This is a genomic window from Pseudomonas sp. Irchel 3A7, from assembly GCF_900187565.1.
GTDB lineage: Bacteria > Pseudomonadota > Gammaproteobacteria > Pseudomonadales > Pseudomonadaceae > Aquipseudomonas.
This window is the reverse complement of the sequence record NZ_FYED01000008.1, coordinates 220651-237566: the sequence shown is the minus strand read 5'-3', so window position 1 is coordinate 237566 and position 16916 is coordinate 220651. Positions and strand designations below refer to the sequence as shown.

Sequence of the window (16916 nt, the reverse complement as noted above, 5' to 3'; positions counted from 1 at the left end):
CCTATAAACACGATTCTGTAGGAGCGAGCTTGCTCGCGAAAAACATCAGGGCAACCCAGTCATTCAGACAGTGCGCGTTTTCGTTGGCGTCCATCGCGAACAAGCTCGCTCCTACAGTGAACTCAGCGAACGCAGGCATGCTTGAGCTCGATCAGGGTGACGCCATTGCGATTGAAGCCGTGGCGCAAGTCGGTTTGCAGTTCCGCGAGGTTCTGCGGCTGAGTCACGGTGCAACCGAAGGCGCGACCCAGGGCGGCGAAGTCGGGATTGCGCGGCAGTACGCCGATGGGCTCGATGTCCAGGCCGAGCATGTCGTCACGGATTTGCCCCAGCGCGTCGTTATTCCACAGCAACACCACCAGCGGGCTGTCCAATTCCTCCACCGCCGTCGCCAGTTCCTGCGCGGTGTAGAGGAAACCGCCGTCACCCACCAGTACCAGGCCCGGACGTTGCGGCGCGCCGAACTTGGCGCCGATACCGGCGGGCAAGCCGTAACCCAAGGTGCCGTAGCCGGTCGGGTGCAACCAGCTGCGGGTTGCCTGGCTGGCAAAGGCGTAGTTGCCGGTGTAGGCCAGTTGGGTCATGTCGGTGCTGATGAAGGCGTCGGCCGGCAGTTCGGCGGCAATGCGTTGCAGAATCGCCTGGTGGATCGATTGCAACGGACCATGGCCCGCCTGAATCGCCTCACGCAGTGCCGCGACCTTGGCAATGGCTGCGTCGGCATCACGGACGTCCGGTGACAGGCGTTCCAGCAAAGCCGCCAGCGTCTGTTGCGCATCGCCATGCAACGCCACGGCACACGGGTAAAAGTCGTTGAACTTGCGCGGATCGATGTCCACCCGCAGCAGTTCGGCATTGAGCGGCAGGCGTTCGCGCCAGAAGTCGGTGTCGGCCATTTCCGTGCCGACCGCCAGCACCACATCGGCCTCGGCGATCAGGTTCCAGCCCGGTTCCACACACAGCGACGAACCGGCATTCAGTGGTGCGTCCGGTGGCAGCAAGCCTTTGCCGGCAACACTGGTGAACAGCGGCGCGGCCAATCGAGTGCTCAGTTCCTTCAATTGCGGCGCGGCATTCAAGGCGCCGCCACCGGCGATGATCATCGGCCGCTTGGCGCCCTGCAGCTTGGCTGCGGCTTCGTCCAGCACGGTGTCGGCCGGCGTACCGCGACCCGGGCGGCGCACCACTTCGTTACTCCAGTCGCGGGCGACCGGTGCGGACAACACGTCCAACGGCACCGAAATGTGCACCGGGCGCGGACGTTCGCTGTCGAACACCGCGTAAGCACGGGCGATCAGCTCGGGCAGGTCCTCGGCGGTCAAGGCCACCGCCGAGAACGCGGTGATCGGCGCGGTCATCGCACGCTGGTCCTGGCACTCGTGGAGGATGCCCCAGCCCTTGCCGAGGCTGGCGGTATGGTTGACGCTGGAAATCACCAGCATCGGAATCGAATCGGCGTAGGCCTGACCGATGCCGGTGGCGGCGTTGGTCACGCCGGGGCCGGTGATGACAAAGCACACGCCGGGTTTGCCGCTGACCCGCGCATAGCCGTCGGCCATGAAACTGGCGCCCTGCTCATGCCGCGTTAATACATGGCGAATGCCGCTGCCGGGTAAGCCGCGATACAACTCCAGCGTGTGCACGCCGGGAATGCCGAACACGGTGTCGACGCCGTAGTTGGCCAGCAGACGTACCAGCGCCTGGCCACCGGTCAAGGTTTTGCTTTGCATGTTCAGGTCCTCACGCATGAGCGATGCGAATCAACGCATCGACCGCGGTCGTGCCATCGGCACCGACCAACAATGGGTTCACATCGAGTTCCAGCAACTGCGCGACGTTCTCGCAGGCGTAATCGGCCACGGCGCGGACCGCTGATACCAACGCCTCCAGATCCGCCGCCTGGCGACCGCGAAAGCCTTGCAGCAACGGAGCGCTGCGCAGGCTGAGCAAGGCCTGGCGAATCGCCCCATCGGTGGTCGGCAGCAACAGGCTGCGACTGTCCTTGAGCAACTCCACCAGAATCCCGCCGGCGCCAATCACCAGGGCCAGGCCGAAATCGTTTTCGCGCTTGATCCCGACAATCAACTCGGCCAGTGGTGGCTTGGCCATCGGCTCCAGCAGCAGCTGATCGAAAACCACGTCCGGCGCGTACGCCTTGATGCTGGCGCGCATCCTGTTCAGCGCGGCGCTCAGGGCCGCGGGATCCTTGAGGTTCAGCGCCACGGCACCGGCTTCGGTCTTGTGCGGCAGGTGTGCGCTGACGGCCTTGAGCACCAGCGGATAACCCAGTGTTTCGGCGTCCTTCAGCGCGTTGTCCGGCGTACTCAACACACCGTTGGGCGTCGGCAGGCCAAAGGCACGCAAGGCCTGCTTCGAATCCCATTCGTTGAGCAATTGACCTTCACCTTCCAGCGCTTGCGGGCACAGCGGCACCAGTGCCGATTCGCCGAGCGCCAGCAATGCCTGACGCTTGCGCTGGTAACCGGCGATGCGACCCCACGCGGCCAAGCCGTCTTCAACACCCTGCAACGCCGCCACGCCCTGGGCATGCAAACGCTCACGGGCGTGAGGCGGCAGCAACTCGGGGAAGGCCGAGGTGACGAAACCGGTCTTGCCATGACGTACCAGCGCCTTGCAGTACAGGTCCAGCAGCAGGTCGCATTCCTTGCGCTCGCCGGTGAACGCCGCCGGGTAGTCGAGCACCAGCATCGCCGCGTCCGCTTCAGTGCGCAGGGCGCTGTCGAGCATGCAGTTCAGGGCCTCGCCGTCGCCCCAGATCGCCGTGGTGAAATCCAGCGGGTTGACCAGGTTGGCGTAGCTCGGCAACACCTGCGCCAATTCGCCGACTTGCCCTTCATCGAGCTTCGGCAGACTCAGGTCATTGCGTTCGGCGTAGTCGGCAATCAGTCCGGCGTCACCACCGGAACAGGCCAGCGCGATCAAGCTGTCGCCCGCCGGCAGGTTGCCGCAGGCCGCGACTTTCAGCGTTTCGACAAAACTCACCGGACCACTGACACGAATCACCCCGAGCCGCGCAAACAACGCGTCGTACAGCGCATCGGAACCGGACAGCGAACTGGTGTGACTCAGGGCCAGTTCGGCGCCGATCTGCGACACGCCGGTTTTCAAGGCGATGATCGGAATGCCCTTCTCCAGCGCCTTGTGCGCGGCGCGGGCGAACCCCGGTACGTTTTTCAGGCCTTCCAGGTGCAGGCCGATAGCGGTAACCCGTGGCTCATCGAGCAATACATCCATCAATTCCGCCACGCCCAGTTGCGCCTGATTGCCCACCGATGCCATGTAGGCCACCGGCAGCGAACGGTCGCTCATGGACAGGTTGTAGGCGAAGTTGCCGCTCTGGGTCAGCACCGCCACGCCCTTCTCCACCGCTTTGCCGCCGTGGGCCACCGGCCACAATGCGGAGCTGTGCAGGTAGTCGAGCAGGCCGTAGCAGTTGGGGCCGAGCAACGCCATGTCGCCAGCGGCTTCAAGCAATTGTTGTTGCAGGGCCTGACCTTCGGCGCCAGTCTCGGCAAAACCCGAGGCATAGCAGATCGCGCCGCCGGTGCCGATGACGGCCAGTTCGGCGACGCAGGTCAGGGTCAGGTCGCGGTTGGTGGCGATGAACACCGCGTCAGGCCCGCACGGCAAGTCGGCAATGCTGCGCACGCAAGGCACGCCCTCAAGGCTGTCGTGCTGCGGGTTGACCAGCCACATCTGCCCCGGGTAGCCGCCGTCGGCACAACGCTTGAGGGCGCGGGCCATGCTGCGGCCGCCGACGAACGCCACATGGCGCGGCGCGAGCATGCGTTTGAGGTTGTCACGAATGGTTTGCGACATGGGAATTCTCCGGACCGATCAGCGCAACAGCGGCCGCAGCAGCTCGCGGGAAATGATGTGGCGCTGGATTTCCGAAGTGCCTTCCCAGATCCGCTCGATCCGCGCGTTACGCCAGATGCGCTCCACCGGACCCTCGTCCATCAGGCCCATGCCGCCGAAAATCTGCACCGCCTCATCGGCCGCGCGCCCCAGCACCTCGCTGGCGAACAGCTTGGCCATGCCGGCCTCGCCATCGGTCATGGTGCCCTGGTCCATCTTCCACGCGGTGTGCAGGGTCAGCAGTTCCGCTGCGCGGATTTGCGTGGCCATGTCCGCCAATTTGAACGACACACCTTGATAGGTGCCGATCGGCTGGCCGAATTGCTTGCGATCCGCCGCCCATTGCAGTGATACGTCCAGCGCCCGTTGCGCCTGACCGACGCAGTTGGCCGCGACCATCACCCGCCCGGCGGTCAGCCAGGCATTGGCAACGTCCCAACCCTTGCCGACTTCGCCCAGCACCTTGGTGGCCGGCACACGGCAATCGTCGAAGAACATTTCGAAGGTGTGATAGCCACGGTTGCTCACGCACTTGGGTCCACGGCGAATGGTCATGCCGGGGGTGTTGCGGTCGACCAGGAACGAGGTCACGGCGTTGCGCTTCTTGCCGTTTTGCTCGTAAGTGTCGGTGACGGCGAAAACGATGGCGAAATCGGCGTGGCCGGCGTGGCTGATGAAGTGCTTGCTGCCGTTGAGAATGAAGTCGTCGCCGTCACGCACGGCGCGGGTCTTGATTGCGTTGGCATCGGAACCGGCGCCCGGTTCGGTGAGAGCGAAGCAGTCGATTTTCTCGCCCTGGATGCACGGCAACAGGTAGTCGTTGATCTGTTCGCCCTTGCAGGCCATGAGGATCTTCGATGGCCGCGCCACGAAGACGTGCAGCGCCCAGGAGACCTTGGACAGTTCGCGCTCGATCAGCGCCTGGGACAGGTAATCCAGGCCACCGCCACCCACCTCTTCCGGCATGTTGAAGGCGTAGAAACCGGCGGCAATCGCCTTGCCGCGAATCTGCGCCGCCAGCGCCGGGGAGACTTCGTCGGCGCGGTCGACTTCGTCTTCATAGGGCAGCAGTTCCTTGGTAACGAAACTGCGGACCGCGTCCACCAACATTTCTTGTTCTTGGGTCAGTTGGAAATTCATGGTGCTACCTGTTGTTCGTGTGCTGATGGGTATGTGCCGTGGCTTATCGACCGATGAAACGTGGCGGGCGTTTTTCCATGGCCGCGCGCAGGGCTTCGTTGCCGTCTTCACTGCGCCCGCACAACAGGCCGGCGGCCAGTTCCGCCTGCAGTTGCTCGGGCAAGCTGCGGTCGGCGCCTTCGCGCATGAGCTTTTTGGTCTGGGCAAAGGCAAAGGTCGGCCCGGCGGCCAGGCGTGCGGCGAGTTCACTGGCGACGGTCAGCAACTGATCATCGGCGCAGACATCGCTGACCAGGCCGGCGTCGAGCGCGCGGTCAGCCCCCCACAACTCGTCAAGGAACAGCAGGCGCTTGGCCTGCTCGGTACCGATCAGCCGTGGCAGGTGCCAGCTGGCACCGGCGTCCGGCGAGTAAGCCATGCTGGTGTAGCCGGCCTTGAAGCGCGCCGATTGCCCGGCGATGCGCAGGTCGCAGCACAGGGTCAGGTCCATGCCCGCGCCGACGGCGGTGCCGTTGATGGCGGCGATAGTCGGCTTTTCCAGGCTATGCAGGCGGGTCATCAGGGCGTGGGCGGTTTCGGTCCAGCCATAGGTTTCCAGTGCGCCCCGGGCTTCGGCTTCGGCCCATTCGTCAAGATCGGCCCCGGCACAGAAACTGCGCCCACTGCCGGTCAGCACCACCACACGAACCGCCGGATCGGCGTTGTACGTGTCGAGCAAGGCATGCAGGTTTTTCAGGGTCGGGATGTCCAGCGCGTTGCGCTGGGCGGTGCGATTGAGGGTGATCCAGGCAACGCCTGCTTCGACCTGACTGAGCAGCGAATCGTGGGTAGTCATGCGAGTCCTCGAATTATTGTGTTTGGTCTGAGGTGTTGCGACTTGAGGCCATACTAAACGAGTGTTCAGTAAGGCGGCAATTGGTGGCGAAGTAGGCTGTAACAGACTAAAAAACTATCTATCAGATTGTTTTATAAGGTGTTTTTATCGATATTGATTTTTAGGCTGATGACTCTGTTACAACTTCGAACAACTGCCGACAGGGCACCGTAAAACAACTGTGGGAGCGAGCCTGCTCGCGAAAGCGGTGCCTCAGTCAACAGGGATGTTGAATGTGATGCCGCCTTCGCGAGCAGGCTCGCTCCCACAGGGGGGGATGTGTTGAATTTGGGGTTATGCGCTCGGCAGGCTCGGCGCCAACACTTCTTCACGCTTGCGATGTAACAGGAAGTACGCGCCATAGCACAGCGCAATGAATCCAAAGCCCCAATACAACGAAGGGCGCTGGGTCTCATCCAGTGCCAGGAACACGAACAACGAGCAGCACAACGCGATGCACATCAGCGGCAACACCGGGAACCACGGGGCGCGGTATTTCAGGTCGCTGAGTTTGCCGCCGTCGCGCAGGTAGGCCTTGCGGAATTTGTATTGCGCCAGGGCGATGACAATCCAGGTCACGGTGCCGGACATCCCGCTCACCGCCATCAGCACCATGAACAGCGTGTCGGCGGCGACGAAACTGGTCATCAGCGACACCAGGGCAAAGCACAAGGTGATGCTCAAGGCGCGCAACGGCACCCCACGTTTGCTCAGCGGCGAAAGGCTTTTGGGCGCCATGCCGGTTTTCGACATCGCCCACAGGATGCGGGTCGAGGCGTACAGGCCGGAGTTGCCCACCGACAGAATCGCCGTGAGGATCACGAAGTTCATCAGGTCGGCGGCGTACGGAATGCCAACCATGTCGAACACCTGCACGAATGGGCTTTCCATCAGCCCCGCCTGCTGCCACGGCACGATGGCCGACAGCACGACAATCGCCAGCACGTAGAAAATCAGCACGCGGAACACCACATTGCGCACTGCACGGGGAATGCTTTTTTCCGGCTGATCGGTTTCGCCGGCGGCCACGCCCATGATCTCGCAGCCCTGGAAGGCGTAGACCACGGTCATCATCACCGCAAACACCGCGGACATGCCGTTGGGGAACAGTGAGTCACCGATCAGATTGCTCATCATCGGCGCCGGTGCGCCGCTGGTCAGCGGAATCGCGCCAAAGATCACCAGCACACCGACGATGATGAAACCGAGAATCGCCGCGACCTTGATCCCCGAAAACCAGTATTCCGCCTCACCAAAGGCGCGGGTCGCCAGGGCATTGAGGCCGAACAACACCACCACGAACAGCGCCGACCAGTACCAGATCGGCACCTCCGGGAACCAGCGGGTCATCAGCATCCCGGCGGCGGTGAATTCCAGGCCAACCGTGGTCGCCCAGCTCATCCAGTACACCCAGCCAATCATGAAGCCGGTGGCCGGGCCGATGAATTTAGTCGCGTGGGTCTGGAACGAACCGGATACCGGCATCTGCACCGACAGTTCGCCCAGGCAGACCATCACCAGGTACATCAGGAAACCGGCAACGAGGTAGGCCAGTATCGCTCCCACCGGGCCGCCCTGGTTGATGATCACGCCGGAGCCCATGAACAGTCCGGTGCCGATCACGCCCCCCAGGGACAGCATGAAAATGTGCCGGCTTTTCAGGGCGCGGGTCAGATGGATGCCTTTGCGTTCGATGTTTTCGCTCATGTCCGGCACCTCAGCAGTCAGTGAGGGGCGCGGCGCATGACAGGCAGTCATGGCTCGGGGAAGGATCAGCTTTACGGCAATTCATTATTATTATCTCCAATAAGCTTCGAAGACCGCGCTGCGGCGGTTGCGTCGATTATTGGAAAGCCATGTAAGGCCCTGTTGTACGTAAAGATCAAAGATGTAAAAAGTAGTAACAACCTTGTACAACCGAATAGCTGTGGGAGCGAGCCCGCTCGCGAAAGCGGTGAGTCAGTCGACTTCAGTGTTGGCTGACACACCGCTTTCGCGAGCAGGCTCGCTCCCACAGGGGGACAACGGGCTGCGCCGGGATTACTGCGGCAAGGCTCATACCACAAGACCATCGAGTATTTGCAGCGACTTTTGCAGATGCGCTTTAACGGTCGGCACCAGCGCGCGGATTGCTGGCTCATCATTACCCAGCGCCGCTGTTTCCAGTCTTCGCAAAACCGAAGCCAGACCACGAAACCCCAGCGAATCGCTGCTGCCGGCCAGGCGGTGCGCCAGTTGCGCGACTTCCGTGCAATCGTCGGCTTCAATGGCTTCGTCCAGCGCGCCACGGTGCTGAAGGATCGAATTGCGCAGCACCAGCAGCAGGCCCTGGACCTTTTGCTCGCCGAGCAAGGTGCGATGGGTTTGCAGCAGCGGCCAATCCATCGTCTCGTCATCAGACGCGGATTCGGCAACCGTTGCCTGCCCCGCCAGCACCTGGCGCAAATTCTCCGGTTTCAACGGTTTGGACAGAATGCCATCCATGCCGGCATCGAGGTAACTGCGCACCAACGCCGGTTGCACGCTGGCGGTTAGGGCGAAAATACGGGTCTGGCGATTCGGTCCGTCAATGCTGCGGAGCCGGGCACACAGTTCGACGCCACTCATCCCCGGCAGGTGCACATCCAGCAGAATCAGATCGAACGTCCGCCGGGCGCACTGCACCAGTGCCTGCTCGGCATCGACGGCCAGCCACACCCGATGGCCGTCCCGCAGCAACAGACCTTCGGCCACCTCGCGATTGAGCGCCACATCTTCGACCACCAGAATGTCCAGCGCCGGACCCGCCCCCAGCACCGGCGCCAGGCCGATGACTTCGCTGGCCGGTTGCAAGGTCAGTTCGAACCAGAAACAACTGCCGCGCCCGACCTCACTGCTGACGCCGATGCAGCCGCCCATGTGCTCCACCAGATGTTTGCAGATAGCCAACCCCAACCCGGTGCCGCCAAAGCGCTGCGCCACTTCCTCGCTGGCCTGGGTGAAACGCTCGAAAATCTTCGCCTGCATCGCCGGGGCAATGCCGATGCCGTTGTCGGTGACGCTCACCCGCAGGCGCTGGCCGCTCTGCTCGCCAGGCTGCGCGAGCAACGCCACCTCGACACTGACCTCGCCGCCTTCGGTGAACTTGATCGCATTGGCCAGCAAGTTGCTCAGCACCTGTCGCAGGAACTGCTCGGCGCCGTGGTGATGATCGGCCACCCGCTGATCGACCCGGCAATGCAGGATCGTGTCGTTGTCCAACGCCTTCGGCTCCAGCAGGGTCAGCACTTGGTCGAGCAACTGGCGAATCGAGAAGTCCACCGGCTCGGGCAGGCTCGCGCCCTCCTCCAATTTGGCGAAAAACAACACCTCATTGAGGATCGCCAGCAACCCCTCGCCGGCCTTGTGCAAGGCATCCAGACGCTTGCTGTCCTGCGGCTCCAGTCGGGCGCCGCGCAGCAATTCGGCCATGCCGAGAATGCCATTGAGCGGCGTGCGCAGTTCGTGGCTCATGGTCGCCAGAAAACGCGATTTGGCCTGGTTGGCCGCTTCGGCTTCGTCCTTGGCGCGCATCAGGCTGGCGGTGCGCCGCTCGACCCTGCGCTGCAGTTCATCGCGATTGTCCTGCAAGGCCAGGCGATCGGTTTCGCGGCGCTCGATGTCACTGAGGATCGCCCGACGCATGTCATCCAGCGCATGAGCCACGCTGTCGATTTCGTCTGCTTGCGCGCGGCGACGCTTGTCCAGGCGCAGCGGCTCCTGCCATTCGCCCGCCGCAATACGCCGGGCAAACCCGGCCATGACTTGCAGGTGCCGGGTGACCAGGCGATAGAACAACCCGGACAGCGCCACCGCCAAACCACAAAGAAACGCGCCCATCCACAACAGGCTGGTCAGCCCGGTGGCGTACAGGCGCTGATACACGGCGCCCAGGTCGGTACTGACTTCAAGTTCACCGAGTTGGCGCAACGGGCCGGACGGCGGTTGATAGACCAGAGCAAACCGCTCGATGCGCAACGGCCCGATCGGGTCCGGGCTTGCATGCAGCAAATCGTAATCTGGACTGGTCAGGTGCACCCGCGCCACGTCGGAAAAGTCCACCAGACCGCGCAACTGCACGTTCAACTGCTCCTGGTTCAGATCCCACAAACTGCGCTCCAGGCTCGCCAGATAGCCGGCACGGATCAGCTCCATGCGCGAGTCGATCTCGCGCATTTCCCGGCGGTATTCGATGTACAGCTGCACGCTGCTGGCCAGCACGGTGAAGCACAGGCTGAACAGCAGTATGAACAGCAACAGGCGCCGCAGAAGTCCACCGGGACGAGCGCGTATCATGGTGCGCCCGCCGGCAGGTTGATCATGTCACGGTAGGTCACTTCGCTCTCATTGAGCAGGCGTTCGATATCGCCGGCCTCCACCATGCGTTGCAGCTGTGCGTTGATGTCCGGCATGCGATTGGCCAGCGGCGAACGGCGCGAAACCGCCACCCGCAAGTAATCCACGCTCAGGGCATTGGGCAACGCGATGATGTCTTGCCCGCCAGGGAGGTTCTCCACGTACAACTGGCCGGTGCGGCGTTCCTGAGTGATGAAGTCGATGCGCCCGCGAACCAGCTTGCCGAAGTTCTGGTGGCTGCCTGCGACCCATTCGATGTTGTTGTTTTGCGCGACCATGTGATCGAACTCTACGCCGTAGCTTTCACCGAACAGCAAGCCGCCACGGTAGTTGGCCAGATCCTGCAACCGTTCGAACTTCACCGGGTGCCGGCGATTGATGAACAACGCCACTTCTTCGCGCAGCACCGGCACCGTGGAAAACAGCATGCTCTGTTCCCTTTGCGCAGTGCTGTAGGCCAGCACCACATCGACCCGGCCTTCGGCGGCGTCGAGCAGGCAGCGTTTCCAATTGCCCAGCACCACGATCTCGACCTCGTAGCCCAGTTCGCCGAACAGCTTTTTCACCACACTCGGCGCCAGGCCGCGCACCTGTTTGCCATCGCTCCAGGAAATCGGCGGGTACACCGGATAATCGCAGTAACGTACCTTCTGCGCGGCCTGCGTGGTGTCCAGCACCAGCAGCACCACCAGCAACCAAAGCAGTCGCCCTGCAGCCATCACGCCGCCAGGCTGGCAGTGAACAGGTAGCCGGCGCCGTGGATGGTAATGATCAGCTGCGGTTCGGCGGGATCGTCGTGCAACTTGCGGCGCAAACGGCCCACCAGCACATCGATGGAGCGGTCGTTGGGCACCCATTCGCGATTACGGATCTGGTCCATCAACTGGTCGCGGCTCAGGGTGTGGCCGCTGTTGCGCAGGAACACGCTGAGCAACTGGTATTCGCCATGGGTCAGCAGGGTTTCACAGCCGGACGGATCGATCAGGCGACGGCGATCGGTGTCCAGGGCCCAATCGGCAAACTGTTTGACCGGTTTGGATACGGTTGCCACCGGTTGCGGAACCTGCGCATGCCGCACCCGGCGAATCAGGTTTTTCGCCCGGGACACCAGTTCCCGTGGATTGAGGGGTTTGATCACGTAGTCATCGGCGCCACATTCGAGGCCGACGATGCGGTCGATTTCATCGTTGCGCCCGGTGATCAGGATGATCCCGACTTCCGAACGCACCCGCAGCTCGCGGGTCAGGGTCAGGCCGTCCTTGCCCGGCAAACGGATATCGAGCATCACCAGGTCCACGCTCTGGCTGGCCAGAAAAGTTTCGGCCAGTTCCGCCGTGGCGGCGCAATGGACGTCGTAGCCTTCCTGGGAAAGATAGGCATGCAGCAGTTCGCGAATCAGCGGATCGTCATCGACGATCAGTACCCGAGGCGTCATTACAAGGAGTCCTGCACAGGCCCGAAGGCGTATTTCTTATTAGAGTGTTTTGTTGCATCTGCGCCAGAGAGTAGCCACTGCTGAACAGGCGATCAACAGCTGCTCGTCTGTACGCAAAACCTTTGGCGCCCGCCCGCTTGCAATCCGTCGACCCAGGCCTCGCAAATCTGGATGCCCTGCTCCGGGGTAAAGGTGCCGGGGTTCAGACCCAACTCCAGCCACAGGCCATCGAGCAAGGCGCTGAGACTGATTGCCGCGAGATCGGCGTCGAACTGTTCCCAGCCCTCTTCCTGCGCCAACTCGGTCAGCGCCTTGCCCAGGATGGCGCGGTACTCGCCGTAGGAATGATCGTGGGCCTGGTTGATCGCCTCGGCGGTTTTCACCGCGCCCCAGAAGGCCAGCCAGGCATCGATCAACTGCGGGTCGAGCAATTCGGCGGAGAACGAACCGCGGAAGAACGCCGACAACCGCTCACGGGCATTGGGTGCCGCCTGTTCCATGGCATCGCGCAGCAAGGTCATGACGCGCCCGGTGATCGCCATGTAGGCTTCGGCCACCAGTTCGTCCTTGCCGGAATAGTGATGGCTGATCAGGCCGACCGACACACCCGCCTCGGCGGAAATCTTGCGGATCGAAGCGCCCTGGAAACCGTGGCGCTTGAGACACACCAGCGTCGCCTCGATCAGATTGGCCTTGCGCAACTCCGGTTCCATGCGGGAAAAACGGGCTTCCTGATTCATGGCGACATGCTCCTGGATTCAATCGTGAGGGCTCGCCTGTTTCCGACGAGCTGAACGACTGTACAGCAAGAGTACGCACGCCTGAAAGACCGCATTCGCGAGCAGGCTCGCTCCCACAGGTGATGTACACAAATCCTGTGGGAGCGAGCCTGCTCGCGAAGGGGCCAGCCGCTCCACCACAGGGCCTGGATCAGTCCCGATACCCCGGCGCCACCCGATCCAGCAATCTCAACAACGCCGCCCAGGCCAGTTGCATGGCGTCCGGATCACTCAACTCCCCCTCATCCAGTGACCGCCCAGGATCGTTGAACTGTCGCTCCGTGTGTTCGCACACCTGCGCCGGTGGCAGCACCAGTTCTCCGGCAGCTTGCGCGGCCAGCTGAATTTCACAGGCCTTTTCCAGGTAATACATGCGCAAGAACGCCTGGCTGACGGTCTCGCCCACGGTCAGCAAGCCATGGTTACGCAGCATCAACACCGGCTTGTCGCCCATGTCCGCGACCAGCCGCTGTTGCTCGCTCATGTCCAGCGCCACGCCTTCATAGTCGTGGTAAGCCACCTTGCCGTAGAACTCCATGGAAATCTGATTCACCGGCAACAACCCGCACTTCAATGCGGCGACTGCGCAGCCTGATTTGGTGTGGGTGTGCAGCACGCATTGCGCGTCTTCACGGGCGCCGTGAATCGCGCTGTGAATCACGAAACCGGCAGGATTGACCGGATATGGCGACGGCTCGACCGCCCGGCCATCCAGATCGATCTTCACCAGATTGGAAGCTGTAATCTCATCGAACATCAACCCATACGGGTTGATCAGGAAGTGATGCTCAGGCCCCGGCAGGCGCACCGAGATATGGGTGAAGATCAGATCGGTCATGCGAAAATGCGCGATCAGGCGATAACAGGCGGCCAGTTCTTCGCGCAGACGCTGTTCGGTCGCGCTGCGCGCAGTCAGGTGGGTGGCAATCTCATTCATTGTTGTGGTTCTCCGGGCTGATCGGCTGGGCAGACAGTACGGCTGGACGTACACAAACGTCCAGCCACCCTGCGTTTATCTGCTGGCCCAGGCGTTGAAACGCTCTTCCAGTTCTTCGCCATGGTCGACCCAGAAACCGACGTCCATCGACAGTGCGCCCTTGAGGTTCTGCGGCGCGGTCGGTACCCATTGCGCCAACTGGTCATCCAGACGCGCGGCGGCCTCGGTGTTGGTCGGGCCGTAAGGGATCTGCTTCACGTAATTGACCTGGGCCTCCGGCTGGTTGGCGAACGCGATAAACCGCTGGGCTTGATCGACATGCTTGGAGCCCTTGATGATCGCCCAGTAATCCATGCCGTACAGGCTGCCGGGCCAGACCAGTCCCAAGTGACTGCCGTTTTGCGCCGCAGCGGCGATACGTCCGCTGTAGGTCGAGGTCATCACCACGTCGCCGGCGGTCAACCATTGCGGCGGTTGCGCGCCGGCTTCCCACCACTGGATGTACGGCTTGAGTTGATCCAGTTTGGCAAACGCCCGGTCGACGCCTTTCGGTGTATTGAGCACCTTGTACACGTCCTCGACTTTTACCCCGTCAGCCAGCAAGGCGAATTCCAGGTTGTACACCGCGCGTTTGCGCAGTCCTCGTTTGCCGGGCGTTTTCTGCACGTCCCAGAAGTCCGCCCATGAAGTTGGGGGTTGGGCCAGTTTGTCGGTGTCATAGGCAATCGCCACGCTCCACACCAGCGCTGCCGAGCCACACTCCTGGGCCGCTTCGGGGATCAACTGATCGCTACGGCCGAGGCGTTTCCAGTCCAGCCGCTCATACATGCCTTCTTCGCAGCCGCGCATCAGGTCCGGGCCTTCGATCTGCACCACGTCCCAATCGACGTTGCCGGTGTCGACCATGACTTTGATCTTGGCCATCTCGCCGTTGTATTCGCTCTGGATCACCTTGCTCTGATCCACTGCGCTGAAGGGTTGGAAGAACGCCACGTCCTGGGCTTTTTGTCCGGCGCCGCCGTAACCGACCACCACCATGTCCGATGCTGCCTGGGCGCTGCCCAGGCCCATGGCCAGGGACAACACCAAGGGATAAAAACCGTGCTTGAGCGTGTGCGATTTCATCAATGGTTCCTCGTGCAGGTGCCGTCGGGATTTGTGCCCGTTCGGCCCTTTTTTATTGTTGGTGAGGTGTGCCCCAGGAGCGGGCTCGAAATGAAACTACTGCAAGGAGCAGTAAAAAAACAAGTTGATTTTTTACTGCCGGTAAATTTCTATAGCGCAATAATAACAACGCCGAAACCTGCTGCCTCTGTAGGAGCGAGCTTGCTCGCGATGGACGTTAACGAAAACGCGTGGTGTCTGGATGAACGCGTCGCCCTCAAGTCCATCGCGAGCAAGCTCGCTCCTGCGGGGCAGCCCGCTGGAGTAACCGCATCATGTCGACCCCTGCTTTTGCGCACCTGTTCGAACCGTTGCAGATCCGTGGCAAGCGCCTGAAAAACCGCATCATGTCCAGCGGTCATGACACTTCGATGCCCACCGACAACCTGGTCAACGAGCAACTGATCGCCTATCACCGGGCGCGCGCCGAAGGCGGTGTCGGGCTGATCGTGCTGCAAGTGGCCGGTGTGCATGACAGCGCGCGGTACACCTCCCATGTGTTGATGGCCACCGACGACGCCTGCATCGACGGCTACCGGAAGATCGCCGAGACCTGCCACGCCCACGGCACCGTGGTGCTGTCGCAAGTGTTCCATCCGGGACGGGAAATCATGGAGTCTGCCGATGGCCTGCTGGCCGTGGCCTACTCCGCATCGACGGTGCCCAACGAGCGTTTCCGGGTCATGCCACGGGCGCTGGATCAGGCAATGATCAACGAGATCGTCGCCGGTTATGCCGCCGCAGCCCGACGCCTGCATCAGGCCGGGATCGATGGCGTCGAGGTGGTGGCCAGTCACGGGTATCTGCCGGCGCAATTCATCAATCCACGGGTCAACCGCCGCACCGATGGCTACAACGGTGAACTGGAACAGCGCCTGCGTTTCCTGCGCGAAGTCATCGCTGCGATTCGGGCCAGCACCGACGAGGCGTTCATCATCGGCCTGCGCATTTCCGCCGACGAGCGCGACCCTGAAGGCCTGACCGAAGACGAATCACTGGCCGCCGTGCAATCGCTGCAAGGGCAACTGGATTACGTGCACATCGTCGCCGGCACTTCGGCCTCGCTGGGTGGCGCGGTGCATATCGTGCCGCCGATGGCGATTGAAGCGGCGTATCTGGCGAAAGAAGCCGGGACCTTCAAGGCCGGTTTGGACATTCCGCTGTTCGTCACCGGGCGCATCAACCAGCCCCAGGAAGCCGAGTTGATTATCGCCCGTGGCCAGGCCGACGTCTGTGGCATGACCCGAGCCTTGATCTGCGACCCGCAAATGCCCAACAAAACCGACACCGGCCGCGCCGAAGACGTGCGCGCCTGCATCGCCTGCAACCAGGCGTGCATCGGGCACTTCCATAAAGGGTTGCCGATTTCCTGTATCCAGCACCCGGAAACGGGACGCGAACTGATTTTTGGCCAGCGCCAAACGGTGAAAGCACGCAAACGCATCATGATCGCCGGCGGTGGCCCGGCCGGCATGAAGGCCGCCGCCGTCGCCGCCCAGCGTGGCCATGAGGTGACGCTGTACGAGGCCAGCTCGCAACTCGGCGGTCAGGTGCAACTGGCGCAATTGCTGCCACGACGCAGCGAGTTCGGCGGCGCCAGCACCAACCTGCAACGGGAAATGGAACTGGCCGGGGTGCGCGTGGTGCGCAACACCCGGGTCGACCGCGCGTTGGTGGAACAGGAAAAACCGGACGTGGTGATCGTCGCCACAGGTGCCGAACCGTACTGGCCACCCTTCGAACGCGGCGGCGAACTGCAGGTGGTGGACGCCTGGCAAGTGCTGCGCGATGAGGTACAGATCGGGCGTTCGGTGGTGGTGGTCGACTGGCGCTGCGACTGGATCGGCCCCGGCATCGCCGAGCGCCTGACCCGCGCCGGTCATCAGGTGCAACTGGCGGTCAACGGCACCCATTGCGGGGAGAGCCTGCCGCTGTATGTTCGTGATCAACTGGCCGGCGAGCTGCACAAGCTGGGGATTGCCATCACCCCTTATGCGCGGCTGTACGGTTGCGACGACAATACCGTCTACCTGCAACACACCGCCAGCGGCGAGCCGATGTTGCTGGAAAACATCGACACGCTGGTGCTGTGCCAGGGGCATCAGCCGGTGGACACCCTCGGTGATGAACTGCAAGGGCTGGTGGAATTTCGGCGCATCGGTGATTGCCTGGCCCCGCGCACCGCCGAAGAAGCGATCTATGAAGGGCTGAAAGTCGCGTGGGAGCTTTAAGCCTGTTTATACTCCGGGGCTTTGACGGCTAACACATTCCCTGTGGGAGCGGGCTTGCCCGCGATGGCGATGGTTCAGCCAATACACATGTTGACTGTGCCGA

General features: G+C 62.3%; 12 protein-coding genes. 1 reads left to right on the top strand and 11 read right to left on the bottom strand.

The window, feature by feature from the left end:
* Positions 1-122: 122 nt before the first annotated feature.
* The 11 genes from CKW21_RS15600 to CKW21_RS15550 all read right to left on the bottom strand — a co-directional run bounded on the left by CKW21_RS15600 (position 123) and on the right by CKW21_RS15550 (position 14543).
* Complete coding sequence (locus CKW21_RS15600; protein ID WP_095194903.1) at positions 123-1730, bottom strand: 5-guanidino-2-oxopentanoate decarboxylase; 1608 nt, start codon at positions 1728-1730, stop codon at positions 123-125.
* Positions 1731-1740: 10 nt separating this feature from the next.
* Positions 1741-3840 carry an acetate--CoA ligase family protein gene (locus tag CKW21_RS15595; protein WP_095194834.1) on the bottom strand — a complete coding sequence of 700 codons (2100 nt, stop codon included), beginning with the start codon at positions 3838-3840 and terminating at the stop codon, positions 1741-1743.
* An 18-nt stretch (positions 3841-3858) separates the two neighbouring features.
* On the bottom strand, positions 3859-5019 hold the full coding sequence (locus tag CKW21_RS15590) for an acyl-CoA dehydrogenase family protein (RefSeq protein WP_095194833.1): 1161 nt from the start codon (positions 5017-5019) through the stop codon (positions 3859-3861).
* Between the two features lie 43 nt (positions 5020-5062).
* Entirely contained in the window at positions 5063-5854 is a 792-nt protein-coding gene (locus CKW21_RS15585; protein WP_095194832.1) for an enoyl-CoA hydratase/isomerase family protein, read from the bottom strand.
* A 333-nt stretch (positions 5855-6187) separates the two neighbouring features.
* Positions 6188-7600 (bottom strand): amino acid permease, encoded by a 1413-nt coding sequence (locus CKW21_RS15580; RefSeq protein WP_095194831.1) that lies wholly within the window; start codon positions 7598-7600, stop codon positions 6188-6190.
* Positions 7601-7948: 348 nt separating this feature from the next.
* Positions 7949-10207 carry an ATP-binding protein gene (locus CKW21_RS15575; protein WP_095194830.1) on the bottom strand — a complete coding sequence of 753 codons (2259 nt, stop codon included), beginning with the start codon at positions 10205-10207 and terminating at the stop codon, positions 7949-7951.
* Positions 10204-10986 carry an ABC transporter substrate-binding protein gene (locus CKW21_RS15570; protein ID WP_095194829.1) on the bottom strand — a complete coding sequence of 261 codons (783 nt, stop codon included), beginning with the start codon at positions 10984-10986 and terminating at the stop codon, positions 10204-10206. Before CKW21_RS15570 ends, CKW21_RS15575 begins: the two co-directional genes overlap by 4 nt.
* A complete protein-coding gene (locus CKW21_RS15565; RefSeq protein WP_095194828.1) occupies positions 10986-11702 on the bottom strand; it encodes a response regulator in 717 nt (238 codons plus the stop codon). Before CKW21_RS15565 ends, CKW21_RS15570 begins: the two co-directional genes overlap by 1 nt.
* 92 nt (positions 11703-11794) lie before the next feature.
* Positions 11795-12442, bottom strand: a complete 648-nt coding sequence (locus CKW21_RS15560) for a TetR family transcriptional regulator C-terminal domain-containing protein (protein WP_095194827.1) — start codon at positions 12440-12442, stop codon at positions 11795-11797.
* 190 nt (positions 12443-12632) lie between these two features.
* The gene (locus tag CKW21_RS15555) at positions 12633-13418 is read right to left on the bottom strand and encodes a class II aldolase/adducin family protein (protein WP_095194826.1); all 786 of its coding nucleotides are present in this window, start codon (positions 13416-13418) and stop codon (positions 12633-12635) included.
* A 75-nt stretch (positions 13419-13493) separates the two neighbouring features.
* Entirely contained in the window at positions 13494-14543 is a 1050-nt protein-coding gene (locus tag CKW21_RS15550) for an ABC transporter substrate-binding protein (RefSeq protein ID WP_095194825.1), read from the bottom strand.
* 314 nt (positions 14544-14857) lie between these two features.
* Between CKW21_RS15550 and CKW21_RS15545 the strand changes: the two genes are divergently transcribed.
* Entirely contained in the window at positions 14858-16813 is a 1956-nt protein-coding gene (locus tag CKW21_RS15545) for an FAD-dependent oxidoreductase (protein WP_095194824.1), read from the top strand.
* The last annotated feature ends 103 nt before the right edge of the window (positions 16814-16916 follow it).